Origin of the sequence: Amycolatopsis ponsaeliensis, assembly GCF_030182635.1 — a bacterium.
GTDB classification, from domain to species: domain Bacteria; phylum Actinomycetota; class Actinomycetes; order Mycobacteriales; family Pseudonocardiaceae; genus Amycolatopsis; species Amycolatopsis ponsaeliensis.
Genome location: NZ_JAPZLD010000143.1, coordinates 1 through 223 on the forward strand (window position 1 = coordinate 1; position 223 = coordinate 223).

The 223-nt window shown below is 60.1% G+C and carries 1 rRNA gene; it reads right to left on the minus strand.

Features of this window, described 5'->3' with window-relative positions:
- Positions 1 to 56: 56 nt before the first annotated feature.
- Positions 57 to 173 (minus strand): 5S ribosomal RNA (gene rrf, locus QQ657_RS57090).
- Positions 174 to 223: the final 50 nt, after the last annotated feature.

Sequence of the window (223 nt, forward strand, 5' to 3'; positions counted from 1 at the left end):
GGGCCTGGGCCGGGAGACTCAAGTCTCAACCGGGCCCAGGCCCTTCCCCAACGTAAGTTCGGCGGTGTCCTACTCTCCCACAACCCTTCGGTTGCAGTACCATCGGCGCTAACAGGCTTAGCTTCCGGGTTCGGAATGGGACCGGGCGTTTCCCTGACGCTAAAACCACCGAAACACTATCAAACAACCACACCCCCCACAAACACGAGGGCCGTGTGGTGTT